Below are 24,332 nucleotides of genomic sequence, written 5' to 3' on the forward strand. Positions count from 1 at the left end.
GAGATCGCGACCGGCGAAAAGAAGTCCAACCGTTCGGCCGGGATCGGACCTAGTATCGAGATATGACGGATCTGGACCAGGCAGCAACCCGACGAGACATCACCGACGCGCTGTTGACCGCGATGGAGCGGCGGCACGAGGTACTCGACGCGATCGTCGACGCAGAGGATCGCGATGCCGCGGCGACCGCGATCGCCGACCTTCTCGGCAAGTCGAAACTGGGCGCGGAAGCGGTCCTGAACATGTCCTTCTACCAGCTCACCAAGACCGAGCGGCGCCACAACCAGGCCGAACTCGACAATCTCAACGAGGAGATCACCTTCACGCTCGCCGAGCGGCCGGCGAGTTCGGGCGACAGCCTCGACCTCCGTCCCTTCTCCGCCGACGACGACGCCGATCTGTTCGCCGAACGCACCGCCGAACAGGGTGTCGCAGGCGACGGGTCGGGCGCGCCGGCCGGGGACGTCGCAGACGAGATCACCAAGGGCGTCGACCGCGTCGACGCCGAAGACGCCGTCTGGCTGGTGGCCGTGGAAGGCGACCAGAAGGTGGGCATCGTCTTCGGCGAACTGAACGACGGAGAGGTCGACGTCCGCATCTGGATTCGCCCGGAATCGCGCAAGCGCGGCTACGGCACTGCGGCGCTGCGCAAGTCGCGCTCGGAGATGGCAGCGCTGTTCCCCGGCGTCCCGATGGTGGTGCGGGCCCCCAGCGCCTGACGCGGCACCCTGCAGACCCTCAGGCGGGCCCGGTCCACGACGGACCGGGCCCGTCGCCCATTGCGCCGGCCAGCATGGACTCGAAACCGAACCGCAGCGCGTCCAGCGAATCGACCGTCCCCATCTGGTAGCCGATGAGCAGGTACATGGCCACCTGCGCGAACTTCTCCGCCCTGTCGGCGTCACCGATGACCTCGGCCGACGTCTCGCGAATCACCTCCGCGCGCTCCCGGTCGACCTCCGCCAAGTGCGCCAGCACCCCGGAATCGTGGGTCGACCAGACCCGGATCGCCGCTTCGGAGGCACGGTCGAGCCCGAGGCCGACGCCGATCAGGAAGTCGATCCGCTCCCTGGGGTCGTCGACGGCGATCGCGTCTCCGATCGGTCTGCGGCTGTGTTCCTCTCGCCAGTAGTCGATCAGCGCCGACTTGTACTCGGCCCAGTCCGCGAAGGCGTGATAGAAGCTGCCCGTCGTCGTGCCGGCGACCCGGCAGACCTGCGCCAGTTTGAGACCGGCGTGCCCGTGCTCCCCCAGCACCGCCAGGCCCGCGTCCAGAAACCGCCTGCGCGCATGCTCGGACGGCACCGATTGCTTCTTCACCATGCGAACCCGCCTCCCGCACCTGCGACGTGACCCGTTGCACAAAACTATAACTCAACTTACAGTGAGCTCACCGACAGGCAGGAGCCGACCGATGACACTCAAGACGCTGGTCCAGACACCGTCCCGGACCGCGGGCATGGATCCGGAGACCGAGTTCCACGAGATCTACCGTGCCCTGGCCACGTACGAGTTCCCCTGGGACATCAATCAAGCGCTGAGCTTCGCCCTGTTCCGGACGTACGCGGTCCCGAGCATCGGCGACCTCCTCGACCGGACCGGCGAGTTCCGCGACCGACCGCAGAAGCGGTACGACGACACCGCCGTCCTGCTCGAGGTGCCGCTCCTGAAAGGCTTCGACAGCACCGACGGCAGGGCCGCGATTCGCCGGATCAACCAGATGCACAAGATGTTCGAGATCAGCAACGACGACATGCGGTACGTACTGGCCACCTTCGTCGTCGTGCCGGTCCGCTGGATCGCCGATTACGGCAGACGCCCGCTCACCGACGACGAGATCCGCGCGACCGTGCTGTACTACCGGCAACTCGGCAGACACATGGCGATCAAGGACGTACCGGAGACCTACGAGGAGTTCGCAGCTCTGATGGACTCGTACGAAGCCGCCCACTACCGGTCCGGCGGCACCGCGGGCGTCCGCCGCACCGGCGACGCGACGATCGACCTGTTCAAGACCTTCTACCCGGCGCCGCTGCGACCGTTGATCGGCGCCTTCAGTCTGTCGGTGATGGACGACGCACTGCTCGACGCCTTCGGCTACCGGCGTCCGCCCGCCGCGCTGCGGTTCGCGTCGAGGGCAGGCCTCCGAATCCGGGGCCGGCTGGTCTCACTGCTGCCCCGGCGTCGGCGGCCGCGACATGTTCACGATCTGCCCCGGATCAAGAGCTATCCGAACGGCTTCGACATCGAGCGGATGGGCACCTTCGCACCGCCCGGATGCCCGGTCAGGCACTGATCGGACCGCCGATACCCGAGACCTACTCTCCGCGCCAGACCGGTTCGCGCTTCTCGGCGAACGCGCGCGGTCCCTCCCTCGCGTCAGCGGAGGCGAGGACCGTGAGCCCGGCCTCCTGATTGACGGCCCAGGGCTCTTCGGCGCCCCATTCGGGGTCCCACTCCGACCGGCCCTGATGTGTCCGGTAGACGGCGCGTTTGCTGAGCTGTACCGCCAGCGGTGCGTTGGCCGCTATCCGGTGCGCCAACGCGAGCGCGGTGTCCAGGACCTCGGCGGCCGGGACGACGCGGTTGACCAGTCCCCACTCGCAGGCGGTCGCGGCGTCGACCCCGTCGCCGGTGAGGATCATCTCCAGGGCCCGCTTGAGCGGAAGCTGCCGCGCCAGCCGGATCACACCGCCGCCACCGGCGATCAGTCCGCGTTTCACCTCGGGCAGTCCGAAGACCGCGGAGTCGGCGGCGACCACGAGATCGCAGGCGAGAGCGAGTTCGGTCCCGCCGCCGAGCGCCGTTCCGTTGACCGCCGCGATGAGCGGCTTGTCGGTCCAGTGCCGCACCAGCCCCGCCAGCCCCCACTCCGGATGGGTGTCGTCGATGATCGGCTCACCGCGTGCGACGGCCTTGAGGTCGGCCCCCGCGCAGAAGGCTCGGCCCGCTCCGGTGAGCACCACCGCCCGCACCGCGCGATCGGCGGAGGCCCTCTCCAGCGCCTCCCCCAGCCCGGTCGCGACTGCCCCGTCGATCGCGTTCAGCGCCTCGGGCCGGTTCAGCGTCACCACGGCGACGCCGTCGCACGCTTCGTAGCGGACCGATCCCTCCGCGGTCTCAGACATCTGCGAGCCCTCTCAGCGGGCGCCGTATGCCTTGACTTGGACCGGTGAAGCGTCGATCAGCTCGGCGACCACCGGAGTCAGCTCCGCGACCTCCCAGCGCGCGCCCTTGTCGCGCGAGGCCGCACGCTGCCAGCCGTCGAGCACCGTGACGCGGCCGCCCTCGACCTCGAAGAGCCGCCCGGTGACGGAGGCCGACGCCGGCGAGCCCAGCCACACCACCAGCGGCGAGATGTTCGCGGGATCCATCGCGTCGAAGGAGCCGTCCTCCGGCGCCGCCATCTGCGCGGCCATCGCCTCGCCCGCACCCATCGTCATCTGAGTGCGTGCGGCCGGGGCGATGCCGTTGACGGTGACCCCGTATCCGCCGAGTTCGGCGGCCGCTTGAATCGTCAGTTCGGCGATGGCGGCCTTGGCGGCGGCGTAGTTGCCCTGCCCCACCGAGCCGAAGATGCCGGCTCCCGAGCTGGTGTTGATGATCCGGGCCTGCACGCGTTCACCGGCTTTGGCCTGGGCGCGCCAGTGCGCTCCGGCATGACGCAGCATCACGAAGTGCCCCTTGAGGTGCACGCGGACCACCGAATCCCACTCGTCCTCACTCAGCGAGAGCAGCATCCGGTCCCGCAGGAATCCCGCGTTGTTGACCAGCGCGTCGAGACGGCCGAAGGCATCGATCGCAGTCGCGACGATCGCGGCGCCGGTGTCCCAGTCGGCGACGTCGCCCACCGCCGCGACGGCCTCGCCGCCGGCCGCCCTGATCTCGTCGACGACGGCCGCGGCCGATTCCGCCGCGTAGTCGTTGACCACCACCTTGGCGCCGTCGGCGGCGAAAGCGTGCGCGTGTGCGCGCCCGATCCCTTGGCCGGCACCGGTGACGATGACGACGCGGCCCTCATTGGTCTTGTTGCTCAATGCTCTTCACTCTCTCTCGGAAGTCTGCGGCGGTTACCCGACCGTCGCGGTTCTCAGGCGTCGTTGCCGGCGTTCGCGGCGGACAGGAAGGCCGGCTTCTCGCCGCCGCCGTGGACGGTGACGGTGGAACCGGTGATGTACTGCGACAGCGGCGACAGCAGAAAAGCCACCGCGTTGCCGATGTCGGCGGGCCGGGCCATGCGGCCCATCGGGATGGTGGCGCCGACGGCGGCCACCCCCGCCTCGTCGCCGAAGTGCAGATGCGCCAGCTCGGTCTGCACCGGGCCGCAGACCACCGAGTTGACCCGCACCGACGGCGCCCATTCGACGGCGAGCGTCTCGGTGAGATTGTCCAGACCGGCCTTCGCCGCACCGTAGGCGGCGGTGCCCGGGGACGGCCGGTGCCCGCTGACGCTCGACACGTTGACGATGGCGCCGCCGCCGTCCTGGGTCGACATCACTCGGTGCGCGGCGCGCGCGACGATCAGCGGCGCGACGAGATTGAGTTCGACGATCTTCCGGGAGAAGTTGTCGGAGGCATCCGCGGCCGGCGCGAACGGCGAGCCGCCCGCGTTGTTCACCACGCCGTCGAGCCTGCCGTGCGCGGCGACGATCTGCTCGATCATCGAGGCCACCGCATCACCGTCGCGGACGTCGCAGGGATAGAACTCGCGGTCGTCGTCGCCCGGGCGTCGAGCGCAGACGACGGGCGTGGCGCCGAGGTCGTCGAGCACTTGCGCGATTCCCGCGCCCACCCCGCGGACACCGCCGGTGATCAGGACGATTCTCCCTGCCAGCCCCAGATTCACCGGGCCGTGCACTGCTTCGGTCATGGTGCTACTGTAACAAACAACCAAGCATTTGCTTGGGTGGCTCGTCAGAGCCCCACCCAGCCCAGACAAAGGAGTCGGTGTGCCGATCACCACCGCCCGCGCCGAATCCGGCATCGTCACCGTGACGGTCGACTTTCCGCCGGTCAACGCGCTGCCCAGCGCCGCATGGTTCGAACTCGCCGACGCGATCAGTGCCGCAGGCGCCGATCCGGAGACCTCCGTGGTCATCCTGCGAGCAGAGGGACGCGGCTTCAATGCGGGCGTCGACATCAAAGAGATGCAGCAGACCACCGGTTTCGGTGCCCTGATCGACGCCAACCGCGGGTGCGCTGCGGCGTTCTCCGCCGTGTACGACTGCGAGGTCCCGGTGATCGTCGCGGTCAACGGCTTCTGCGTGGGCGGCGGCATCGGCCTGGTCGGCAACGCCGACGTGATCGTCGCCTCCGACGACGCCGTCTTCGGCCTGCCGGAGGTCGATCGCGGTGCGCTCGGCGCGGCCACGCATCTGGCACGCCTGGTGCCGCAGCACCTCATGCGGACGCTGTACTACACCGCGCAGAACGTGACCGCGCAGCAGCTGGTGCAGTTCGGCTCCTGCTACAAGGCCGTCCCACGAGAGGAACTGCTGGAGACCGCGCTCGAGGTCGCCCGTCTGATCGACGCCAAGGACACGCGTGTCATCCGGGCGGCCAAGGCGGCGATCAACGGTATCGATCCGGTGGACGTCAAGACCAGCTATCTGCTCGAGCAGCGCTACACGTACGAACTGAATCTGGCCGGAGTGGCCGACGAGCACCGCGACGCGTTCGTCGAGACCGGTAAGACACTGAAGGGGAACTGACACCGAATGGCCACCAAGACTGACAAGACGTCGAGCCTCGACGACGTGGTCGCCGAACTGCGCGACGGCATGACGATCGGCATCGGCGGCTGGGGCTCCCGGCGCAAGCCGATGGCGCTGGTCCGCGCCATCGCCCGCTCGGATGTGAAGGATCTGACCGTGGTGACCTACGGCGGCGCCGACCTCGGGCTGCTGTGCGCGGCGGGCAAGGTGAAACGCGCGTACTACGGCTTCGTCTCCCTCGACGCCGCACCGTTCTACGATCCCTGGTTCGCCAAGGCGCGTCTGTCCGGCGCCATCGAGGCCCGCGAGATGGACGAGGGCATGGTCAAGTGCGGCCTGGAGGCCGCCGCCGCACGCCTGCCCTTCCTGCCCATCCGCGCCGGACTCGGCTCCGCCGTCCCCGATTTCTGGGAAGGCGAGCTCAAAACCGTCGAATCCCCGTATCCGGATGCCGACGGACGCACCCAGACTCTCATCGCGATGCCCGCGCTCGAGCTCGACGCGGCATTCGTCCACCTCGACATCGCCGATCCTCACGGGAACGCCGCCTACACCGGAGTCGATCCGTACTTCGACGATCTGTACCTGGCCGCGGCGCGGCGCCGCTATCTGGAAGCCGACCAGGTGGTCCCCACCGAGGAACTGGTGGACTCCGTCGCCCGCGAACGTCTTCTGATCAACCGGATGAACGTCGACCGCGTGGTCCACACCCCGAACGGCGCACACTTCACCTTCGCGGGCGGATACGGCCGCGACAACGCGTTCCTGAAGCACTACGCGACCTCTGCGGCAGACGACGAGAGCTGGTCGGCGTTCAAGACCCGCTTCCTCGACGTCGACGAGGCCGGATACCAGACCGAGGTCGCCAAGTGGCAGGCCGAGCAGGAGGAAGCCAAGTGAGCAGTCCCGAGACCACCGCTGTCATCACCCGCGCCGAGTACTGCGTCGCGGCGTGTGCCGACATCTTCACCGGCGCGGGCGAGATCATGGCGTCGCCGATGGCCACCACTCCGCTGATCGGCGCCCGGCTGGCGCGACTGACCACCGAACCCGATCTGCTCATCACCGACGGCGAAGCGCTCATCCTGGCCGACACACCCGCGGTGGGCCAGTCGGGTCCGGTGGAAGGGTGGATGCCCTTCCGCAAGGTGTTCGACGTGGTCGCCTCCGGCCGGCGGCACGTGGTGATGGGCGCCAACCAGATCGACCGCTACGGAAACCAGAACCTCTCGGCGTTCGGTCCGCTGCAGCAGCCGACTCGCCAGATGTTCGGCGTGCGCGGCGCTCCCGGCAACACCATCAACCACCCGACCAGCTACTGGGTCGGGAACCACACGGCTCGGGTGTTCCCGGAGCGGGTCGACATCGTCTCCGGCGTCGGCTTCGACAAGGTGGACGAGCGCAATCCCGCCTTCGACGATCTGAACATCCACCGAGTGGTCACCAACCTCGGCGTTTTCGACTTCCGCGGACCCGGCCACACCATGCGGGCCCTGTCGCTGCATCCGGGCGTGACGCCGGAGGCGGTCGCCGACGCCACCGGCTTCCCGGTGGCCGACCTCGAATCGGCCCCGGCCACCGCGGACCCGACCGACGAACAGTTGCGGATCATCCGCGAGGTCCTCGACCCCAGGAATCTCCGTGACCGCGAGGTCCGGTCGTGACCGCGCCTCACAACGGACCGGCGCCCGCGGCTCCGCTGCCGACTCGCTTCACCGAGCTGGTCGGCATCGACTATCCGATCGTGCAGACCGGCATGGGCTGGGTCTCCGGACCGTCACTGACGGCCGCCACCGCCGAAGCCGGCGGACTGGGCATCCTCGCATCGGCGACGATGACCTACGACGAACTCGAGTTCGCGATCAAGAAGACCAAGTCGCTGACCGACAAGCCCTTCGGGGTCAACCTGCGCGCGGACGCGACCGATGCGGCCGAGCGCGTGGATCTGATGATCCGCGAAGGCGTGAAGGTCGCCTCGTTCGCGCTGGCTCCGAAGAAGGAGCTGATCGCGAAGCTGAAGGACAACGGCCTGGTGGTGGTGCCGTCGATCGGCGCCGCCAAGCACGCGGTGAAGGTCGCGTCATGGGGCGCCGACGCCGTCATCGTGCAGGGCGGCGAGGGCGGCGGCCACACCGGCGGCGTGGCGACCACGCTGCTGCTTCCGTCGGTGATCGACGCCCTCGGCGGCGGCGACGGGACGACGTCGATCCCGGTGATCGCCGCCGGCGGCTTCTTCGACGGTCGCGGTCTGGTGGCCGCACTCGCCTACGGCGCCGAAGGCATAGCGATGGGCACCCGGTTCCTCCTGACCAGTGACTCCGCCGTCCCGGACAGCGTCAAGCGCGAATACCTCAAACGGGGACTGAACGACACGGTGGTGTCGCTCAAGGTGGACGGCATGCCGCACCGCGTGCTGCGGACCGAGCTCGTCAACGCCCTCGAAAGCGGTTCCCGCGCGAAGGCGCTGCTGGCCGCGGCGCGCAACGCCAACGAGTTCAAGCAGCTCACCGGTATGAAGTGGACCACCATGCTGCGCGACGGTGCATCGATGAAGAAGTCGGGCGAGCGGACCTGGCAGCAGATCATCATGGCAGGCAACACCCCGATGCTGCTCAAGGCCGGATTGGTCGACGGCAACACCGACGCCGGCGTGCTCGCGTCCGGCCAGGTGGTCGGCATGATCGACGATCTGCCGTCCTGCGCGGAACTGATCACCTCGATCATGACGCAAGCGCACGCGCGCCTGGCCGCGCTTCCCCGCTGAGCGTCTCCCACGCTCCGCAGACAACGAATCGGCCCCGGCACTCTCTCGAGTGTCGGGGCCGTTTCGGCGGACCGGAACTACTTCTCGGTCGGCGCAGCCTTCTTGGCGGGCGCGGCCTTCTTGGCCGGGGTGGCCTTCTTGGCCGGAGCCGGCTTGCGCGCGGCAGCGGTGCTCACCTTCTTGGCGGCGGCATCGGCGTCGGCCTTGGCCTTGGTGCCGGCCTTCTCGATGTCCGCCGCGGTCTCCTGCAGCTTCTCGGAGACCTCGTCGGCGGCGACAGCCGCATCCTCGACGCGGTCGGCGGCGCGGCCGGCGAGTGCGGCAGCGCGCTCGCCCACGGCACGGGTCTGGGTCGAGACGGCGCCCAGGGCGTCCTCGGTCAGGTCGACGGCGTCGTTGTAGACCTTCTCGACGCGAGCCAGGTTCTCCTCGACGTACGGGGTCTGGCGAAGACGCTCCACGGCGCTCTCGCCGCGCTCGGCGAGCGAGTTGTACAGGCCGGTGGTGGCCTCGATGTAGGGCTCGGCGACCTTGCGCAGTTCGTCAGCGGTCAGCTTGGCGCGCAGTTCCTCGATCGACGGGAACTCGGTCGGCAGATCGGTGATCCGGCTACGGGTCTCGTCCAGGCGGCTCTGGGTGCGCTCGCGCGAGGCCTGGGCGCGGTTCTTCAGCTCGGCGAGGGCGTCCTTGACTTCCTGGACGGCGACGTCGCCGGCGCCGACGACGGCGTAGACCGGGGTGGGCAGAGTACGTTCGGCGGTGCTCATGGCAACTCCTTGCTTGCTTTAACTTGCACCACCAGTGTGCGTCAATGTGCTAGCAAATGCTAGCGCTAGGAGCGTGTGAGTGGTCGATGTCACTGCTACTGAAAGTACTTCCGCCTGCAATAAACGTCGTGTTCACCGTGGTTTCTTGCGCAACTACCACCCGTCCGCTCCAGCGCAACCCTTTAGTTCGCTGCTAGCAGAATCTACGCCTTAGGCGCTTTGTCAGCGTCCATCCGACGCCGCAACCTGCGTGCTGCAGCAACCATGTTGCGGAGTGCCGGTTCCAGTTGCCAGTAGTGCCGCGTCTTCAATCCGCCGTCCGGGTTGGCCCAGAGCCGATCGATCGGAATCGCCGACGCGGCCCGGGTGAGACGGTCGTCGATCGTGTCGATGTCCGGGATCACCGCGCTGCGGCTCTCGTAAACCCCCGGCCCCACCCCGCGCTCGATGGCGGTGCCGTGCTCGGTCAGTTCGCTCAGCACCCAGTCGATGGACCGCGTCGCCACGATCGACGTGACGTCGGCGTCCATCGCGTTGAACGCCTCGACAACTTCGGCGATCGAGGAGTAGCCGAGGTGCGTGTGGATCTGCGTCTCGGGTTTCGCGCCGCCGACCGCCAGTTTGAACGCCGCGACCGCCCAGTCGAGATAGCCTTCGCGGCCCCGTTCGCGCAGAGGCAGCAACTCCCGGATCGACGGCTCGTCGACCTGGATGATCTTGATTCCCGCCCGCTCCAGATCCGCCACCTCGTCGCGGACGGCCAGCGCCAGTTGCTCGGCGGTCTCGTACAGCGGCTGGTCCTGCCGGACGAACGACCGTGCGAGCATCGTGACCGGGCCGGTGAGAATGCCCTTGACGGGCTTGTCGGTCAGCGACTGCGCGTAGGTGATCCATTCGATCGTCATCGGACCCCGCCGCTTCACATCGCCGTAGAGGATCGGCGGCCGGACGTATCGCGAGCCGTATACCTGGACCCAGCCCATGTGGGTGAAGGCGTAGCCCTCCATCAGTTCGGCGAAGTACTGGATCATGTCGTTGCGCTCGGGTTCACCGTGGACGAGGACGTCGAGCCCGATGTCCTCCTGCAACTCGATGACCCGCCGGATCTCCTCGCGGAGCCGCTCGGCGTACTCGTCCCAGGTGAGCCGACCCTGCCCGTAGTAGTACCGGGCGCGTCGGATGTCCGCGGTCTGCGGAAACGACCCCAGCGTGCACGTCGGCACCGGCGGCAGCCCGAGGACTGCGGCCTGGGCCCTCCGGCGTTCGGCGTACGGAGCTCGTTCGCGCTGGTCCGGTCGGATATTGGCGACTCGTTGACGGACCTCGTGCTTGAGCTTGAAGTGGACGGTCGCCGGACGCGTGTACCAGTGTTCGGGCGCCCCCTCGGAGATCGCCTTCGCCAGCGCGATCACCTCGGCGACCTTCTGCTTGGCGAACGAGAGCCGGTCGGCCACATCGCCGGGAAGGTCGGGTTCGATGAGCTTGTCGACCGGGACGTGCATCAGGGTGCACGACGTCGACACGACGAGATCGGGGATCACCTTCTTGATCTGGAGCAGGTAGTCGAGCTTCCCGCCCTTGGCCGCCTTCCAGACGTTGCGGCCGTCGATCACCCCCGCGTACAGCCGCTTGCGGCGGAGCCCGGCGATCTCCATCAGCATGCTCGGCGTCATGGGCGCGGACACGAGATCGAGACCGATCGCCTCGATCTTGGACGCCGCGAGAATCGGGAGCGCCGGGCCCAGATCGCCGTACTCGCCGGTGACGAGGATCCGCGGACGCAGCCCCGCGCCGCCGAGTCGGTCGTAGGCGCGGGCGAGCGCCGCGAGATCGGCGTCGGTGCGGTCGGAGGTGAAAGCGGGCTCGTCGAGCTGAACACACTTGGTGTTCTGCTTGGCCAGCTTCTCGAACAACTCGATGTACACCTCGAGCAGGTCGTCGAGCCGGTCGAGCGGACGGAACCCGTCCGGTGCGTCGGCCGCAGGCTTGCTCATCAGCAGCAGGCTGACCGGCCCCAGCATGATCGGTCGCAGTTCGATGCCCGCTTCCGCGGCGCGCGCATGCTCGTCGAGCAGGTTCTCGCTGAGCCAACTCGCTCGGCCGAGCGAGAACTCGGTGTCCGGGCCGACCTCCGGCTGCCGGTAGTAGTAGTTGGTGTCGAAGTACTTGATCAGCTCCAACGGCGGGAAGTCGGGCTTGCCGCGAGCCATCGCGAAGTAGAAGTCGATCGGATCGAGCTCGGCGTGCAGCGGCTCGAAGCGACGCGGCACCATCCCGAACATCAGCGCGTTGTCGAGAACGTGGTCGTAGAACGAGAAGGTGTTGCCCGGAACCTGCTCGAGACCGGTGGCGGCGAGCTCACGCCACGTCGACTCGGCGAGCTCACGGCCGGCGGCGAGGAGCTTCCCGCGATCGCCGGAGCCGTGCCAGTAGTCCTCGAGCGCGAATTTCAGTTCGCGGCGCGCACCGATTCTCGGGTACCCGAGAATCGATGACCCGTACTCGATGCCGTCAGCGCGTGTCATGGCGCACGCCTACTTGGCCGCGCCGTCGCCGTACTGATAGAAACCGCGACCGGACTTCTTACCCAGACGCCCTGCCTCGACCATGCGCAGCAGCAGCGGCGGCGGCGAGTACAGCGGTTCCTTGAACTCCTCGTACATGCTGTCGGCGATCGCCTTGACGGTGTCGAGCCCGACGAGGTCCGTGAGCTTGAGCGGACCCATCGGATGTGCGCAGCCGAGCACCATCGCCTTGTCGATGTCCTCCACCGTGGCGAATCCGCTCTCCACCATGCGCACCGCCGACAGCAGGTACGGCACCAGCAGCGCGTTGACCACGAAGCCGGAACGGTCGGACGAGCGGACCACCTGCTTGCCGAGCACGTCGTGCGCGAAGGCCTCGGCGCGCTCGCTGACCTCGGTGGAGGTCATCAGCGTGGTCACCAGTTCCACGAGGGGCAGCACCGGGACCGGATTGAAGAAGTGCATGCCGATGACCCGGCTCGCGTTCTCGGTCGCCATGCCGAGCTTCATGATCGGGATCGACGAGGTATTGGAGGCCAGCACCGCGTTGGGGTCGGTCACCACCTTGTCGAGTTCCCGGAAGATCTGTGTCTTGACCTCCTCGTCCTCGATGATCGCCTCGACCACCAGCTGGCGGTCGGCGAAGTCTCCGAGGTCGGAGGTGAATCGCAGGCGCCACGAGGCCTGCTCGCGCTCGCGCTCGGTGAGTTTGCCGCTGCTGACGCCGCGGTCGAGGGAGCGGAGGATACGGGAGCGGCCGGCCGCGGCGAGTTCGCGCGTCGACTCGTAGACGAGGACGTCGGCGTTCGCGCGGGCACACACTTCGGCGATACCTGCACCCATCTGACCTGCGCCGATGATACCGACGCGTGAAATCTTCTCACCTGCCATTATGAAGGCTCCTGAAGTGTTGTCTGACGTGTCGCGCCGCGCGAACGGCGGAGTACTACCTGTTTAGCAATGATCCCGGGGCAGTTGGGGTTCAATACCCCACTGCCCCGGGATCATCACGAGATCGTCAACCTTTCAAGCGAAGGTCGCGTCGGTTCCTAGTGGAACTGTCCCTCTTCGGTCGAGCCCTTCAGAGCCGCGGTCGAGGTGTTCGGGTCGACGGTGGTGGCGATCTTGTCGAAGTAGCCGGCACCGACCTCACGCTGGTGCTTGGTAGCGGTGTAACCGCGCTCCTCGGCAGCGAACTCGCGCTCCTGCAGGTCGACGTACGCCTTCATCTGCTCGCGAGCGTAGCCGTAGGCCAGATCGAACATCGAGTAGTTGAGGGCGTGGAAGCCGGCCAGCGTGATGAACTGGAACTTGAAGCCCATCGCGCCCAGCTCGTTCTGGAACTTGGCGATGGTGTCGTCGTCCAGGTGCTGCTTCCAGTTGAAGGAAGGCGAGCAGTTGTAGGCCAGGAGCTGGTCCGGGTACTCGGCCTTGACGGCCTCGGCGAACTGCTTCGCGAGGGCCAAGTCGGGCTTGCCGGTCTCCATCCAGATCAGGTCGGCGTACGGAGCGTAGGCCTTGGCGCGAGCGATGCAGGGCTCGATGCCGTTCTTGACGTTGTAGAAGCCCTCGGAGGTGCGCTCACCGGTGATGAACGGACGGTCGCGCTCGTCGACGTCCGAGGTGATCAGGGTGGCGGCCTCGGCGTCGGTGCGGGCGACGACGACGGTCGGGGTGTTGGCGACGTCGGCGGCCAGACGCGCCGAGGTCAGGGTGCGGATGTGCTGCTGGGTCGGGATCAGCACCTTGCCGCCGAGGTGGCCGCACTTCTTCTCCGAAGCCAGCTGATCCTCCCAGTGGGTGCCTGCGGCACCCGCGGCGATCATGGCCTTCTGCAGCTCGTAGACGTTGAGAGCGCCACCGAAGCCGGCCTCACCGTCGGCCACGATCGGCACGACCCAGTTGTCGACCGAGTCGTCGCCCTCGACGCGAGCGATCTCGTCGGCGCGCAGCATCGCATTGTTGATGCGGCGGACCACCGACGGCACCGAGTTGGCCGGGTACAGCGACTGGTCCGGGTAGGTGTGGCCCGAGAGGTTCGCGTCACCGGCGACCTGCCAGCCCGACAGGTAGATGGCCTTGAGGCCCGCGCGGACCTGCTGCACGGCCATGTTGCCGGTCAGTGCGCCGAGCGCGTTGATGTAGCTGTCGTCACCCTTGGTGACGCCTTCCCACAGGATCTCCGCGCCGCGGCGGGCGAGCGTGTGCTCCTCGACGACGTTGCCCTGGAGCTCAGCGACCTGCTCCGCGGTGTAATCGCGCTTGATGCCCTTCCAGCGGGGGTTGGTGTCCCAGTCCTGCTGGATCTCGGCGGCGGTACGCGGCTTTCCGACGTTGCTCATAGCCTTCGCTTTCGTTAGAACTGCTCGATCGCAGTGCTTTGAGGGTTTACGGCCCCATCCGATTCTTGCGAACCGGTTGACACCTTGAGGCGATGCCTGACATCAGGTTGCCATAGGGAAAACCTGCAGTTCAATCCCTACATGGATGCAAATAACGGGCATGTTACCGACGGGTTTTGCAAAGCTTGTAAATATTGATGTGTGAACCTCACGGGCCGAATCTCAAAAAAGTACGCGCGTACTGGGAAAACTCGTCGCGGGACGCTCGGCCGCGCGACACCGACCGCGGCACTCGGCGGCTACGGGCACCGCGGCCGAAAGTGCGGCACTTCACAGACGGCGGCGGCGCGAAAGGACGGAAGATCAGCGTGCGGCACGCGTGACGGCGTCTCGAACGAGCCGCACGAACTCGTCGTCGGTCACCGGCGCCGCGACGAGCGCCGAACCCGGAACCACCGCCGCGCGCTCCTGCTCGCTGACGGCGCGTTCGTCGGTCGACAGGCCCAGCTGCAGCGTGACGGTCTCGCCGCTGGGCCGCCGGACCAGGATGTTGCCCATCAGACCCGCGCGGGCGCGGACGGCGCCGCCGGGCAGCGTGGTCACCGAATCGCTGCGCACCAGGAACGACTGCTCCACGGCCGAGTCGCGGAGCGCGGGCAGTTCCACCGTCGTGGTCACGATGTGCGCCCCGGCCAGCGTGCCCTTGCTGGGAACCGCCGTCACGACCGCGCACGGGCCCGTCGTCGCACGACGGTCCGCATCGATGTCGCGGCGGACGCTAGAGAGCAGTTCACTGAAGACTCCGGTGTCCGATCGCGCCACCAGCAGAGCCGAGTTGTCCTCGGTCAGTTGCGGATTGAACTCGGCATCAGCGGTGGGCGCGCACTCCGGCGGGGTGAAGGCCACCGTCTTCGACTGTTCCAGCGTGCTGCGATTCGACACGATCAGATCGTTGACCATCATCGGAACCGCGGTGAAGTCCGGCGGCAGCTGATCGCTGGTGAGCAGCAGGCTGGGCAACGTCGGCTCCTGCGCACTGCCGTCCCCGCATCCGGCGACGCCGATCAGACCCGCGCAGGCGGCCGCGAGTGCGGTGGTACGGGCGAGTGCGGAACGGGACAGAATGGAGCGAAGCACACCGGCACCGTACCCGGCGGAGAGCCGCGGGGAGGGAGGCACATCGCGTGAGCACTGAACACCCGGCCGGCCAGAAGATGTTCGTCGGCGGGCGGATCCGCGGGCTCCGCGCCGACCGCGGACTCTCGCAGCAGGCCCTGGCGGGCATGCTGGGCATCTCCGCGTCGTACCTGAACCAGATCGAGCACGACAACCGGCCGCTGACCGGCCCGGTCCTGGCGAAGATCACCGACCTGTTCGGACTCGACATCGACTTCTTCGACCCGCAGGACGACGTCCGGCTCGTCGCCGAACTGCGGGAGGCACTGCTGGACGAGGACCTCGACTTCGATCCCGCCGCCAGCGAGGCGGGTGAGGTGGCGTCGCTGGTCGGCAGCCACCGGGCGATCGCCGAAGCACTGGTCGGGATCTACCAGCGGTACCGCGTGGTCTCCGAGCAACTCGCGGCGGCGACGGCCGGTCGCGGCGACTCCGGCACGCGCGGAACCATCAGCGCCCCGCACGAGGAGGTCCGCAACTTCTTCTACCAACGTCGCAACTACGTGCACGAACTGGACGAGGCCGCCGAGGACCTGACCTCGCGGATGCGCATGCACTCGGCCGACATCCGCGCCGGCCTGGCCTCGCGCCTCGAGGACCGGCACGGCGTGCGGATCATCCGGCGCGTCGACCTGGGCGACGACGTGCTGCACCGGTTCGACCCCGAGCGGCGCCAGCTGGAATTCTCCGCGGCGCTCTCCGCCGGCCAGCGCACCTTCAAGATCGCCGCGGAACTGGCCTACCTCGAGTTCGGCGATCTGATCGACGAACTCGTGGCCGACGGCGGGTTCACCACAGACGACGCCGTGGCCCTCGGCCGACAGGGGCTGGCCAACTACTTCGCCGCCGCCGCGATGCTGCCCTACGGGCAGTTCCACGGTGCGGCCGAGGACTTCCGCTACGACATCGAACGGCTCTCGGCCTTCTACGCCGTCTCGTACGAGACCATCTGCCATCGGCTCTCGACGCTCCAGCGGCCGAGTCTGCGCGGAGTCCCGTGGACCTTCGTCCGCGTCGACCGCGCCGGGAACATGTCCAAGAGGCAGTCGGCCACCGGCTTCAACTTCTCCTCCAGCGGCGGCACCTGCCCGCTCTGGAACGTGTACGAAGCATTCGTCTCGCCGGGCAAGATCCTGACCCAGATCACCGAGATGCCGGACGGCCGCGAGTACTTCTGGGTGTCGCGCACCGTGGAGCGGCGCGCTGCGCGGTACGGGCAGCCCGGCAAGTCGTTCGCGATCGGCATGGGCTGCGAACTGCGCCACGCCGGACGCATCGTCTACTCCGACGGCACCGAGATCGGCACCGATGCGCGAACGACGCCGATCGGCGCCGGGTGCCGGGTCTGCGACCGTCTCAACTGCCCCCAGCGCGCCTTTCCACAACTCGGTGCCAATCTGGCGATCGACGAACACCGCAGCACGGTTTCTCCGTACATGCCGGGGTGAGCCGCGGCTGGACTACCTTGGGTCGACATGAACACACCTCGCGTCGCCCCCGGCACTCTGCGCGAACTCGGCCCGGTGAACTGGCTGGTGGTCCGCGCGATGGGCCTGGCCACCGGCACCGACGACCCGCACATCTTCGCCACGCTCGGCCGCAGCCGGGGCCTGTTCCGCGGTTGGTTGCACTACTCGTCGCGCATGATGCCGTTCGGCGAACTGTCGCGCAAAGAGACCGAGATGATCATCATCCGCGTCGCCCACCTGCGCTCCTGCGACTACGAGCTCGACCACCATCGACGCCTGGGGGCACGCGCGGGGATCACCGCTGAGGCGTTCGAGCAGATCCTCGAGGGACCCGACGCCGGCTGGGGCGACCGCGAGCGAACCCTGCTGTCGGCCGTGGACGAACTCGTCGCCGAGCGCGACCTGGGCGATCAGACCTGGCAGGCGCTGCGCCGGCACCTCGACGAGCGCCGCGCCGTCGCCTTCGTCCTGCTGGTGGAGCAGTACGACGGGCTCGCGACCACCATCACCGCGCTCCGCGTCCAGCGTGACGAGTTCCGGGGAAGCGGTCGCCGATGACCTCCGTGGCGCAACGACTCATGGGCAACCCGGCGTTCTCGCAGATCTACGAGCGCCTCTGGCGGCCGGTGTTCACCAGGGGCTTCAGCCTCGGCGGATCGCAGACTCTGGACTACGACCGCGCGCTGCGCGCCTACCTGGCCAGGCCCGGCGAACGGCTCGTCCTCGACGTCGCCTGCGGCCCCGGCAACTACAGCCGGGACGCCGCCTCGGGGCTCACGGGCGACGGCCGGTACGTCGGCCTCGACTTCTCCGCGAGCATGCTCGAACAGGCGCAGCGCGATCACCGCGACGACCGCATCGCCTACGTCCGCGGCGACGCCCACCGACTGCCGGTGCCGGACGCGTCGTTCGACACCGTGATGTGCCTCGCCGCGCTCTACCTGATCCCCGACCCGCTCCCTGTGCTCGACGAGATGGCCCGCGTGGTGAAGCCGGGCGGCGAACTGATCGTCTTCACCTCCGTGCGATCGTCGATCGCCGCAGTCCCCGGCGCCGATCTCGTCGCCAGGCTGTCGGGACTGCGGATCTTCGGGCGCCGGGAGTTGCTGGACCGGTTCGACGATCTCGGGATGACACACGTGGAGCAGACCATCACCGGCGTCGGCCAATACGTTCACGCGCGGCGACCTCGCGTCTGACCCCTAGGCAAGCGAACTAGCTTAGGCTAGCCTATTTAAAGGAATTTATTCCGCTGAATAGGCAGGAGTGGTCATGTCCGATCCGCATACAGGAGAGCTCCCTCTGTCCGACCGCCGGGACGAGGATCTGCCCGGCCACTGGCTGCTCGCCAAGGTCGGCAAGCGCGTGCTGCGGCCCGGCGGCCGCGAGCTCACCGCCGCCTTGCTCGACGATGCCGCGCTCGCCGGCGCCGACGTGGTGGAACTGGCACCGGGCCTCGGCAAGACCGCGGTCGAGATCCTCGGCCGCCGGCCGCGGAGCTACCTCGGCGTGGAAGCCGATGAGCAGGCCGTCGCACTGACCGCGGCCGCGATCGGCGACCGCGGCCGAGTGGTTCACGCCGACGCCGACGACACCGGGCTCGATGCGGCGAGCGCCGACGTCGTGGTCGGCGAGGCGATGCTGACCATGCAGTCCGATCGAGGCAAATCCGCCATCATCGACGAGGCGTTCCGAGTGCTGCGTCCCGGAGGCCGATACGCCGTGCACGAGTTGTCGCTGCATCCCGACACCCTGCCGGACGACGCGAAGACCGAGATCCGCAAAGCGCTGGCACGCTCGATCAAGGTGAACGCCCGCCCGCTCACCGAGGCCGAGTGGCGCGAGGCTCTGGAGCGATCGGGGTTCGTCGTCGAGCGCGTGCGGTTCGCGCCGATGGCGCTCCTGGAACCCGCACGGATGATCGCCGACGAGGGTGTGGCCGGGACGGCGAGGATCGCCTTCAACGTGGCCCGCAACCCGTCGGCGCGCAAGCGGATCCTGGGGATGCGCAAGGTGTTCGCGAAGTACCGTGACCAGATGGCCGCCATCGAAGTGATCGTGAGGAAACCCGATGTCGAGCAGTGAGACAGCGGGCAGTGAGACGGCGGCGGCGCCGTTCACCTATCTGACCGGACTGAACGCACCCAACACCGGGGACACCGGGTCGAAGCCGGCGGTGAAGCGGATCCATCGGAGCGATACCGAGACCGTCGTTCGGCTCTCCTTCCGCGCGGGACAGGAGATGCCCGACCACCTCGCCGCCCACCCGATCGTGGTGCTCGGCCAGTCGGGCGCCGTGGACTTCACGGTCGCGGGCGCCACCGTCCGGCTCGAACCCGGCACCGCGATCCGGGTCGACGCCCGGGTGACCCACTCGCTGCACGCGGTCACCGACGGTGCGGTAACACTGGTGATGATCCACGGAAGCTGACATCAGGAGGGGGTCGCCATGCCCGTGCGCCCTCGAGACCGAGCCCGCGCGCTCCTCGCCGACGCCCCGGACGGAATGGACGCGCATGAGGTGGCCGATGCGCTGGGCGTTCACGTCACGACCGCCCGGTTCCACCTGAACAACCTGGTCGACGAGGGTTCGGCCGTCACCGAGACCACCGAACCCCGCGGCGTCGGGCGGCCGCGCGTGGTCTACCGCATCGTGCCCGCCCCGTCCGCCGACGAACTCGTGCACCTGCTGCTGCGCCGCATCGGCGAGACCGAGGCCGAACGCGAACGGGTCGCCGCGGAGACCGGCCGACTCTGGGCACGCGGCCGACGTGGTGCCGACGTCGATGCGGTCGCTGTCCCCGACCCGGTGACGGTGGTCGAGGCGATGCTGACGCGGCTCGGCTTCCGGGTGACCGATGCGCTCAGCGCATTCGGCGAGCACCAGTTGTCGGTCTGCGGCTGCCCGCTGCAGAGCATCGCGTCACGTAATCCCGAGATCGCCCACGGCATCGTCCGCGGCGCGGTGGAGTTCGCACTCGAGCAGGCGTCGCCGGCACTGGGAGGCGCCTATGCCGTCGACGTCTCGCCCGATTCGGCCGGCGACTGCGAACTCGTGCTGCGGTTGTCCGGAGTTCACACCCCTGCAGTTCGCACCACCTGAAGTTCGCACCCCTGCACGCTGACTCGGATGTCAGAACGAGCGGTAGTCGCGCACCGGCATCCGCGGTCCGCGACGGGCCGGCATCCCCGCACCCAGCTCGCACAACCGGATCACCCGATAGCGTTGGCCCGCATACGGTTCCAGCAACTCCAGCATCCCGTCGTCGTCGACCCGCTCGCCGATCAATGCGAGTCCGACGACCGACGGAGTGTGATAGTCGCCCACCGGGACCGCGTCCGGGTCACCGACCGCGCGTATCCGGGTGTGCGCGGCGGTCCACGGGCCGATGCCGCGAAGGGCGGTGAGGCGGTCCGCCTTCCGCTCCACGTCGACCGTCGCGGCGGCTCTGACGGTCCGAGCGCGCACCGGTTCGAGCCCGCTCCGGTGCCAGTCCGACTCGGTGATCTCCCGCCACCTCGGGCGCGGCGGCGGCACCCTCATGTCGGCCGGGACCGGCCCGGGCGCGCGGTCGCCGTATCGGGTCAGCAGATAGCGCCAGGCCCGGTAGGCCTCGTCGCCCACCACCTTCTGTTCGAAGACCGCCGCCACCAGGGCCTCCCAGACGCGGTCGGTGCGCCCGATGCGGAGGTCGGGAACCCGTTCCGCCAGACGTGCGACCGCCCGATCGAGGGGGGTCAGCGCCGCGGGGTCGTCGTGCGCACCCAGCATCGCCGGCACGTTCTCGACGAGCCAGCCCGCGCCGGGCCCCCACGCCCGGGCGAGCACCGAACCGTCGGCGCGGCCCGCGACCGCGAGCGTGCCGGGACCGTCGGGCGTGTGGACCGCGCGCCACACGGATCCGTCGGTCGCCACCCGGTACGCCGGATCGGCCCGCCCCCGGCGGTGCAGTGAGAGCATCGCGCGCACCGGAACACGCCATCCGGGCGTCCACTCGCGCTGCAGCATGCCACCCATTGTGCGCGCGGACCGCAGACGCGAGGGCGCCGCACCGGGTGTCGGTGCGGCGCCCTCGCCGAGCGGATCTGAGCGGGTGTCGCTACAGGTTGATCATGTGACCGATCGCGCCGTGGAAGGTCTCCTGGAGAGCCTCGCTCATCGTCGGATGGGTGTGGACGTTGCGGGCCAGTTCACGAGCGGTGAGGTCCCACTTCTGCGCCAGCGTCAGTTCGGGCAGCATCTCGGAGACGTTGTCGCCGACCAGGTGGCCGCCGAGCAGTTCCTCGGTCTCGGCATCGGTGATGAGCTTCACGAAGCCGGCCGGGGCGGCCAGGCCCTGAGCCTTGCCGTTGGCGCTGAACGGGAACTTGGAGACGGTGATCCGGTAGCCCTCGGCCTCGGCCTGCTCCTCGGTGAGACCGAACGACGCGACCTGCGGCTGGCAGAACGTGGCGCGCGGCATCATCCGGTAGTCGCCCAGCGTCATCGTCTCGGCGCCGGCCATGGTCTCGGCGGCCACGACGCCCTGCGCCTCGGCCACGTGGGCCAGCTGCAGTTTGGCGGTCACGTCGCCGATCGCGTAGATGCCGGGAACGTTGGTGCGCATGTGGTCGTCGATCGCGATGGCGCCGCGGTCGGTGAGTGCGACACCGGTGTTCTCCAGGCCGTAGCCCTCCACCCGGGGAGCGAAGCCGACCGACATCAGGACCTTGTCGACGGTGATGCTTCCGTCGGCGCCCTTGGCGTCCTTGTACGTCACCGTGACGTTGTCGCCGTTGTCGTCGACGCTCTGCACACCGGTGCCGGTGAGAATCTTGACGCCGAGCTTCTTGTAGGCCTTCGCGATCTCCTTCGAGACGTCGGCGTCCTCGTTCGGCAGCACGCGCGGCATGAACTCGATGATGGTGACGTCGACGCCGTAGTTGGCGAGTACGTACCCGAACTCCATGCCGATGGCGCCGGCACCCACGATGACGATCGAGCCGGGCAGATCGCGGGTGAGGATCTGCGTCTCGTAGGTCACCACGTTGTCGCTCAGCGCGACGCCCGGGAGCAGCTTGACGGTGGAACCGGTGTCGATGATGACGTTGTCGAAGGTGATCTCCCGATCTCCGACGACGATCGTCTCAGCGTCGCGGAAGACGCCGTATCCGTCGATCTCGGTGATGCCGTTCTTCTTCATCAAGAAGTGAACGCCCTTCACGATGCCGTCGGACACCTTGCGGCTGCGGTCGAAGGCGGCTCCGAAGTCGAAGCTCACCTCACCGCTGATACCGAAGGTCTTGGCCTCGTGATTGAAGACGTGTGCGAGTTCGGCGTTGCGCAGCAACGCCTTCGAGGGGATGCACCCGACGTTGAGACAGACACCTCCCCACCACTTCTCCTCGATGACGGCGGTCTTCATGCCCAGCTGGGCGGACCGGATCGCGGCCACGTACCCACCGGGACCGGCTCCCAGGACAACTGTTTGAAAATGTTCAGCCACGCAGTTCAGCGTACTTCTCCCCTGTGTGCCACGCAGGTGTCCGGTCACGCTCAGTCACGCATCACAATTCAATCAGTGATTGAAACGCTGATTGAAATGTGATCTGCTCAACAGATGCCCGTCGACCCGACTGCCGCCACCACACGCTCGCGCCTGTTGGACGCGGCCGAACGACTCCTCACCGCCGTGCCCTACGACGACCTGTCGGTGCGGGCGGTGTGCGGCGAGGCCGGCGCCAACCCCGCGGCCGTGCACTACCACTTCGGATCGAAGGAGGCCCTGGTCGCCGCGCTGCTCCAAGACCGCCTCGAACCGGAATGGTCCGACCAGCTCGACACACTCCAAGCGGGTCCGCGCACCGTCACCGACATCGTCGAGGCGATTCTCGACCCGCTCATCGCGTTGCAGGCCGCCCCCGAGACCGCACCCCTGGTCCGCACCCTCGCCCAATTCGTGCTCACTCATCCGCGAGCGCCGTGGGACAGCCGGTGGTTCCAGCTCGACGTGTGGACCGAACTGCTCACCGCCACCGTGCCCGGCCTGGACCCCGACGTCGCACGACGCCGCTGGCGCTTCGCGTTCGGCCTGATGATGACCGAGTTCGCCGCACCCCGGGAGATCTCCCCCGACAACGTCGCAGCCCTGTCCGACTTCCTCATCGCCGGCCTCGCCGGCCTACCGAAAGGCATTCGATGACCACCAGCCCGAATCCGAAAGATCCCGCACCGAGAGCCGGGAACGACCCGCTGAGCCCAGCTGTGCTCGGACCGCTCACGCTCCGGAACCGGATCATCAAGTGCGCGACCTTCGAGGCCATGACGCCCGACGCACTGGTGACCGACGAGCTCATCGAGTTCCACCGCGAGGTGGCCGCGGGCGGCGCGGCGATGTCGACGGTCGCCTACTGCGCGATCGCGCCCGAAGGCCGCACCGACCGCCATCAGATCTGGATGCGACCCGAGGCGGTCCCGGGCCTGCAGCGGCTCACCTCGGCGATCCACGCCGAAGGCGCTCTGGCCGCAGCTCAACTCGGGCACGCCGGGCCGGTCGCGAACGCCGTGTCCAACAGGCTTCCGGCGCTCGGTCCGGGCCGGATCCCCGCGCCGATGGGCATGTCGCTGACCGCGAAGGTCGCGCGCGACGACATCCCCGGACTGGTGCGCAAGTTCGCCACCGCCGCGCGGCTGGCCGTCGACAGCGGGTTCGACGGCTTGGAGATCCACTGCGGCCACAACTACCTGCTCAGCGCATTCATGTCACCGCTGCTGAACCACCGGCGCGACGAATACGGCGGCTCGGCCGTGAATCGCGCCCGGTTCGCCCGCGAAGTCCTCGAAGCGGTGCGCAACGAGGTCGGCGACGAGGCCGCTGTCTGGGCCAAGCTCAACATGTTCGACGGCCTCGGCAAACCCGCCCGCGGACGCGGTGGCAGACCTTGGAGCTGCACCAATCTCGACGATGCGATCAAATACGCCGAACTGTTCGAGAGCGACGGGTTCATCGACGCCATCGAGCCCACCGCGGGGAGTTCGCTGCTGAATCCGATGTACCTGTTCCACGGCGAGCCGCCGCTGGAATCGTTCGCCGAGGCGATGGCCGGACCGGTCAAGACCGGTATGAAGCTCGGCGGCCGTCTGTTCCTGAAGCACTATCCGTACACCGACACCTACCTGCTTCCGCTCGCCCGCGAACTCCGCAGGGCGGTGTCCCTGCCGCTGATCCTGCTCGGCGGCGTGACCGATCACGCATCGATGCGGACGGCGATGGACGAGGGCTTCGACTTCGTCGCGATGGGCCGCGCGCTGCTGCGCGAGCCGGATCTGCCGCACCTCATCGAGGCGGACCCGTCCACCCGCAGCAAGTGCGTGCATTGCAACCTCTGCATGCCGACCATCTACTCCCACACCCGCTGCCCGATCCGGACCGGAGAGGTCCCCGATCCGCTGACCGCCGCAGGCTGATTCCGGCCGTCGCGCGGACCGCGGGACCACCCGCCCCGCGGTCCGCGCGGTTTCCACTGGTCCGCGAAACGTGATAGGCAGGATTAGTCCGTTCGGGTCACTGACCCGAGAGTCGATGGGCCCTACCG

At 68.2% G+C, this 24,332-nt stretch carries 25 protein-coding genes; 14 read left to right on the forward strand and 11 right to left on the reverse strand.

The window, feature by feature from the left end; translation table 11 throughout:
* The first annotated feature begins 62 nt into the window (after positions 1 to 62).
* Complete coding sequence (locus ACE11G_RS15635; RefSeq protein ID WP_006894206.1) at positions 63 to 719, forward strand: GNAT family N-acetyltransferase; 657 nt, start codon at positions 63 to 65, stop codon at positions 717 to 719.
* 19 nt (positions 720 to 738) lie between these two features.
* Here the strand turns inward: ACE11G_RS15635 and ACE11G_RS15640 are convergent, their stop codons facing one another.
* Positions 739 to 1,323 (reverse strand): TetR/AcrR family transcriptional regulator, encoded by a 585-nt coding sequence (locus tag ACE11G_RS15640; RefSeq protein WP_375003003.1) that lies wholly within the window; start codon positions 1,321 to 1,323, stop codon positions 739 to 741.
* Positions 1,324 to 1,414: 91 nt separating this feature from the next.
* On the opposite strand from ACE11G_RS15640, the gene ACE11G_RS15645 reads away from it, so the two are divergent.
* A complete protein-coding gene (locus tag ACE11G_RS15645) occupies positions 1,415 to 2,296 on the forward strand; it encodes an oxygenase MpaB family protein (protein ID WP_045537550.1) in 882 nt (293 codons plus the stop codon).
* 22 nt (positions 2,297 to 2,318) lie between these two features.
* Here ACE11G_RS15645 and ACE11G_RS15650 read toward each other — a convergent pair whose 3' ends face one another.
* The 3 genes from ACE11G_RS15650 to ACE11G_RS15660 are packed head-to-tail and all read right to left on the reverse strand — an operon-like array spanning position 2,319 to position 4,870.
* Positions 2,319 to 3,128 carry a crotonase/enoyl-CoA hydratase family protein gene (locus tag ACE11G_RS15650; protein WP_006894202.1) on the reverse strand — a complete coding sequence of 270 codons (810 nt, stop codon included), beginning with the start codon at positions 3,126 to 3,128 and terminating at the stop codon, positions 2,319 to 2,321.
* Positions 3,129 to 3,140: 12 nt separating this feature from the next.
* Positions 3,141 to 4,037, reverse strand: a complete 897-nt coding sequence (locus ACE11G_RS15655) for an SDR family oxidoreductase (RefSeq protein WP_006894201.1) — start codon at positions 4,035 to 4,037, stop codon at positions 3,141 to 3,143.
* 53 nt (positions 4,038 to 4,090) lie between these two features.
* Positions 4,091 to 4,870 (reverse strand): SDR family oxidoreductase, encoded by a 780-nt coding sequence (locus tag ACE11G_RS15660; RefSeq protein WP_006894200.1) that lies wholly within the window; start codon positions 4,868 to 4,870, stop codon positions 4,091 to 4,093.
* 79 nt (positions 4,871 to 4,949) lie between these two features.
* Between ACE11G_RS15660 and echA20 the strand changes: the two genes are divergently transcribed.
* Genes echA20 through ACE11G_RS15680 form a run of 4 tightly spaced genes read left to right on the forward strand, consistent with a single transcriptional unit; the run spans position 4,950 to position 8,478 of the window.
* Entirely contained in the window at positions 4,950 to 5,711 is a 762-nt protein-coding gene (echA20, locus tag ACE11G_RS15665) for a (7aS)-7a-methyl-1,5-dioxo-2,3,5,6,7,7a-hexahydro-1H-indene-carboxyl-CoA hydrolase (protein WP_006894199.1), read from the forward strand.
* Positions 5,712 to 5,717: 6 nt separating this feature from the next.
* Complete coding sequence (locus ACE11G_RS15670) at positions 5,718 to 6,614, forward strand: CoA transferase subunit A (protein ID WP_006894198.1); 897 nt, start codon at positions 5,718 to 5,720, stop codon at positions 6,612 to 6,614.
* Positions 6,611 to 7,378, forward strand: a complete 768-nt coding sequence (locus tag ACE11G_RS15675) for a CoA-transferase subunit beta (protein ID WP_006894197.1) — start codon at positions 6,611 to 6,613, stop codon at positions 7,376 to 7,378. The genes ACE11G_RS15670 and ACE11G_RS15675 overlap by 4 nt, the downstream gene beginning before the upstream one ends.
* Positions 7,375 to 8,478: an NAD(P)H-dependent flavin oxidoreductase gene (locus ACE11G_RS15680; RefSeq protein ID WP_375003008.1), complete on the forward strand. Its 1,104-nt coding sequence runs from the start codon at positions 7,375 to 7,377 to the stop codon at positions 8,476 to 8,478. Before ACE11G_RS15675 ends, ACE11G_RS15680 begins: the two co-directional genes overlap by 4 nt.
* 77 nt (positions 8,479 to 8,555) lie before the next feature.
* Here the strand turns inward: ACE11G_RS15680 and ACE11G_RS15685 are convergent, their stop codons facing one another.
* The 5 genes from ACE11G_RS15685 to ACE11G_RS15705 all read right to left on the reverse strand — a co-directional run bounded on the left by ACE11G_RS15685 (position 8,556) and on the right by ACE11G_RS15705 (position 15,249).
* Entirely contained in the window at positions 8,556 to 9,245 is a 690-nt protein-coding gene (locus ACE11G_RS15685; RefSeq protein ID WP_006894195.1) for a hypothetical protein, read from the reverse strand.
* Positions 9,246 to 9,448: 203 nt separating this feature from the next.
* Positions 9,449 to 11,770 carry a 5-methyltetrahydropteroyltriglutamate--homocysteine S-methyltransferase gene (metE, locus tag ACE11G_RS15690; RefSeq protein WP_375003010.1) on the reverse strand — a complete coding sequence of 774 codons (2,322 nt, stop codon included), beginning with the start codon at positions 11,768 to 11,770 and terminating at the stop codon, positions 9,449 to 9,451.
* Positions 11,771 to 11,779: 9 nt separating this feature from the next.
* On the reverse strand, positions 11,780 to 12,661 hold the full coding sequence (locus tag ACE11G_RS15695; RefSeq protein ID WP_006894193.1) for a 3-hydroxybutyryl-CoA dehydrogenase: 882 nt from the start codon (positions 12,659 to 12,661) through the stop codon (positions 11,780 to 11,782).
* A gap of 158 nt (positions 12,662 to 12,819) precedes the next feature.
* The gene (gene aceA / locus ACE11G_RS15700) at positions 12,820 to 14,112 is read right to left on the reverse strand and encodes an isocitrate lyase (RefSeq protein WP_006894192.1); all 1,293 of its coding nucleotides are present in this window, start codon (positions 14,110 to 14,112) and stop codon (positions 12,820 to 12,822) included.
* Positions 14,113 to 14,475: 363 nt separating this feature from the next.
* Positions 14,476 to 15,249 carry a hypothetical protein gene (locus ACE11G_RS15705; RefSeq protein ID WP_052692381.1) on the reverse strand — a complete coding sequence of 258 codons (774 nt, stop codon included), beginning with the start codon at positions 15,247 to 15,249 and terminating at the stop codon, positions 14,476 to 14,478.
* 77 nt (positions 15,250 to 15,326) lie between these two features.
* On the opposite strand from ACE11G_RS15705, the gene ramB reads away from it, so the two are divergent.
* The 6 genes from ramB to ACE11G_RS15735 all read left to right on the forward strand — a co-directional run bounded on the left by ramB (position 15,327) and on the right by ACE11G_RS15735 (position 19,860).
* The gene (gene ramB, locus ACE11G_RS15710; RefSeq protein ID WP_082083902.1) at positions 15,327 to 16,736 is read left to right on the forward strand and encodes an acetate metabolism transcriptional regulator RamB; all 1,410 of its coding nucleotides are present in this window, start codon (positions 15,327 to 15,329) and stop codon (positions 16,734 to 16,736) included.
* Between the two features lie 27 nt (positions 16,737 to 16,763).
* On the forward strand, positions 16,764 to 17,315 hold the full coding sequence (locus ACE11G_RS15715; RefSeq protein WP_222110947.1) for a carboxymuconolactone decarboxylase family protein: 552 nt from the start codon (positions 16,764 to 16,766) through the stop codon (positions 17,313 to 17,315).
* Entirely contained in the window at positions 17,312 to 17,956 is a 645-nt protein-coding gene (locus ACE11G_RS15720; RefSeq protein WP_375003014.1) for a class I SAM-dependent methyltransferase, read from the forward strand. Before ACE11G_RS15715 ends, ACE11G_RS15720 begins: the two co-directional genes overlap by 4 nt.
* 73 nt (positions 17,957 to 18,029) lie before the next feature.
* A complete protein-coding gene (locus ACE11G_RS15725) occupies positions 18,030 to 18,842 on the forward strand; it encodes a class I SAM-dependent methyltransferase (protein WP_045537569.1) in 813 nt (270 codons plus the stop codon).
* Positions 18,829 to 19,188: a cupin domain-containing protein gene (locus ACE11G_RS15730; protein ID WP_045537542.1), complete on the forward strand. Its 360-nt coding sequence runs from the start codon at positions 18,829 to 18,831 to the stop codon at positions 19,186 to 19,188. The genes ACE11G_RS15725 and ACE11G_RS15730 overlap by 14 nt, the downstream gene beginning before the upstream one ends.
* An 18-nt stretch (positions 19,189 to 19,206) precedes the next feature.
* On the forward strand, positions 19,207 to 19,860 hold the full coding sequence (locus tag ACE11G_RS15735; RefSeq protein ID WP_278125995.1) for a metalloregulator ArsR/SmtB family transcription factor: 654 nt from the start codon (positions 19,207 to 19,209) through the stop codon (positions 19,858 to 19,860).
* A gap of 30 nt (positions 19,861 to 19,890) precedes the next feature.
* On the opposite strand, the gene ACE11G_RS15740 is transcribed toward ACE11G_RS15735, so the two are convergent.
* On the reverse strand, positions 19,891 to 20,766 hold the full coding sequence (locus tag ACE11G_RS15740) for a DNA-3-methyladenine glycosylase (protein WP_006894184.1): 876 nt from the start codon (positions 20,764 to 20,766) through the stop codon (positions 19,891 to 19,893).
* Between the two features lie 91 nt (positions 20,767 to 20,857).
* Entirely contained in the window at positions 20,858 to 22,243 is a 1,386-nt protein-coding gene (gene lpdA, locus ACE11G_RS15745) for a dihydrolipoyl dehydrogenase (RefSeq protein WP_006894183.1), read from the reverse strand.
* A 114-nt stretch (positions 22,244 to 22,357) separates the two neighbouring features.
* Here lpdA and ACE11G_RS15750 point away from each other — a divergent pair, with 114 nt between their 5' ends.
* Together ACE11G_RS15750 and ACE11G_RS15755 are read left to right on the forward strand one after the other, a co-directional pair.
* Positions 22,358 to 22,939: a TetR/AcrR family transcriptional regulator gene (locus ACE11G_RS15750; RefSeq protein WP_006894181.1), complete on the forward strand. Its 582-nt coding sequence runs from the start codon at positions 22,358 to 22,360 to the stop codon at positions 22,937 to 22,939.
* Positions 22,936 to 24,204 carry an NADH:flavin oxidoreductase gene (locus tag ACE11G_RS15755; protein ID WP_006894179.1) on the forward strand — a complete coding sequence of 423 codons (1,269 nt, stop codon included), beginning with the start codon at positions 22,936 to 22,938 and terminating at the stop codon, positions 24,202 to 24,204. The genes ACE11G_RS15750 and ACE11G_RS15755 overlap by 4 nt, the downstream gene beginning before the upstream one ends.
* Positions 24,205 to 24,332 lie beyond the last annotated feature (128 nt).

The sequence above is a fragment of the Gordonia sp. PS3 genome (assembly GCF_041950545.1).
GTDB classification, from domain to species: Bacteria; Actinomycetota; Actinomycetes; order Mycobacteriales; family Mycobacteriaceae; genus Gordonia; species Gordonia sihwensis.

Coding starts and splice junctions, on each gene's coding strand:
- aceA (WP_006894192.1), bottom strand. CDS start 14,112: ATGAGCAACGTCGGAAAGCCGCGTACCGCCGCCGAGATCCAGCAGGAC.
- metE (WP_375003010.1), bottom strand. CDS start 11,770: ATGACACGCGCTGACGGCATCGAGTACGGGTCATCGATTCTCGGGTAC.
- ramB (WP_082083902.1), top strand. CDS start 15,327: ATGTTCGTCGGCGGGCGGATCCGCGGGCTCCGCGCCGACCGCGGACTC.
- ACE11G_RS15640 (WP_375003003.1), bottom strand. CDS start 1,323: ATGGTGAAGAAGCAATCGGTGCCGTCCGAGCATGCGCGCAGGCGGTTT.
- ACE11G_RS15635 (WP_006894206.1), top strand. CDS start 63: ATGACGGATCTGGACCAGGCAGCAACCCGACGAGACATCACCGACGCG.
- ACE11G_RS15735 (WP_278125995.1), top strand. CDS start 19,207: ATGCCCGTGCGCCCTCGAGACCGAGCCCGCGCGCTCCTCGCCGACGCC.
- ACE11G_RS15685 (WP_006894195.1), bottom strand. CDS start 9,245: ATGAGCACCGCCGAACGTACTCTGCCCACCCCGGTCTACGCCGTCGTC.
- ACE11G_RS15720 (WP_375003014.1), top strand. CDS start 17,312: ATGACCTCCGTGGCGCAACGACTCATGGGCAACCCGGCGTTCTCGCAG.
- ACE11G_RS15695 (WP_006894193.1), bottom strand. CDS start 12,661: ATGGCAGGTGAGAAGATTTCACGCGTCGGTATCATCGGCGCAGGTCAG.
- ACE11G_RS15740 (WP_006894184.1), bottom strand. CDS start 20,766: ATGCTGCAGCGCGAGTGGACGCCCGGATGGCGTGTTCCGGTGCGCGCG.
- ACE11G_RS15725 (WP_045537569.1), top strand. CDS start 18,030: ATGTCCGATCCGCATACAGGAGAGCTCCCTCTGTCCGACCGCCGGGAC.
- ACE11G_RS15755 (WP_006894179.1), top strand. CDS start 22,936: ATGACCACCAGCCCGAATCCGAAAGATCCCGCACCGAGAGCCGGGAAC.
- ACE11G_RS15730 (WP_045537542.1), top strand. CDS start 18,829: ATGTCGAGCAGTGAGACAGCGGGCAGTGAGACGGCGGCGGCGCCGTTC.
- ACE11G_RS15645 (WP_045537550.1), top strand. CDS start 1,415: ATGACACTCAAGACGCTGGTCCAGACACCGTCCCGGACCGCGGGCATG.
- ACE11G_RS15650 (WP_006894202.1), bottom strand. CDS start 3,128: ATGTCTGAGACCGCGGAGGGATCGGTCCGCTACGAAGCGTGCGACGGC.
- ACE11G_RS15715 (WP_222110947.1), top strand. CDS start 16,764: ATGAACACACCTCGCGTCGCCCCCGGCACTCTGCGCGAACTCGGCCCG.
- ACE11G_RS15750 (WP_006894181.1), top strand. CDS start 22,358: ATGCCCGTCGACCCGACTGCCGCCACCACACGCTCGCGCCTGTTGGAC.
- ACE11G_RS15670 (WP_006894198.1), top strand. CDS start 5,718: ATGGCCACCAAGACTGACAAGACGTCGAGCCTCGACGACGTGGTCGCC.
- ACE11G_RS15660 (WP_006894200.1), bottom strand. CDS start 4,870: ATGACCGAAGCAGTGCACGGCCCGGTGAATCTGGGGCTGGCAGGGAGA.